At 37.9% G+C, this 422-nt stretch carries 1 protein-coding gene; it reads left to right on the forward strand.

Annotation, left to right across the window (positions count from 1 at the left end; genetic code table 11):
• Nucleotides 1–341 (forward strand): tyrosine-type recombinase/integrase (locus AC1DG9_RS27785; RefSeq protein ID WP_477635801.1); only part of this gene is annotated, 341 nt, incomplete at its 5' end.
• Nucleotides 342–422 lie beyond the last annotated feature (81 nt).

Raw genomic sequence — 422 nt, forward strand, 5'->3', positions numbered from 1 at the left:
ATCCGGAATCATTCATCTTCCCGTTGCTTAATATAGCTACTGATGAAACTGATAAACTGAAACTTTTCAATGCAATTTCATCAGCGACCGCCTTCACAAATAAAAGTCTCCGCAAAATTGGCATTCTCGCAGGCATTAACAAAAAGATATCCTTCCATACAGCCAGACATAGCTGGGCGGTAAGAGCTCTGCAGAAAGGAATGCGAATTGAATACGTTTCAAAATTGATGGGTCACGCCTCGGTAAAACATACAGAAGTTTACGCGAGAATATTGAACGAAGAACTGGATAAAGCCATGAATATTTTCGATAAAACTCAGAAGCTAAAAAAAGTAGTTTAGTGAATGTTTTACCTATGTTGTACCTGTAAACAACAATGCCCTGCAACTATTTAAGTAACAGGGCATTGATAATTTCGATTG

This window comes from Pedobacter sp. 05L430 (assembly GCF_056397585.1).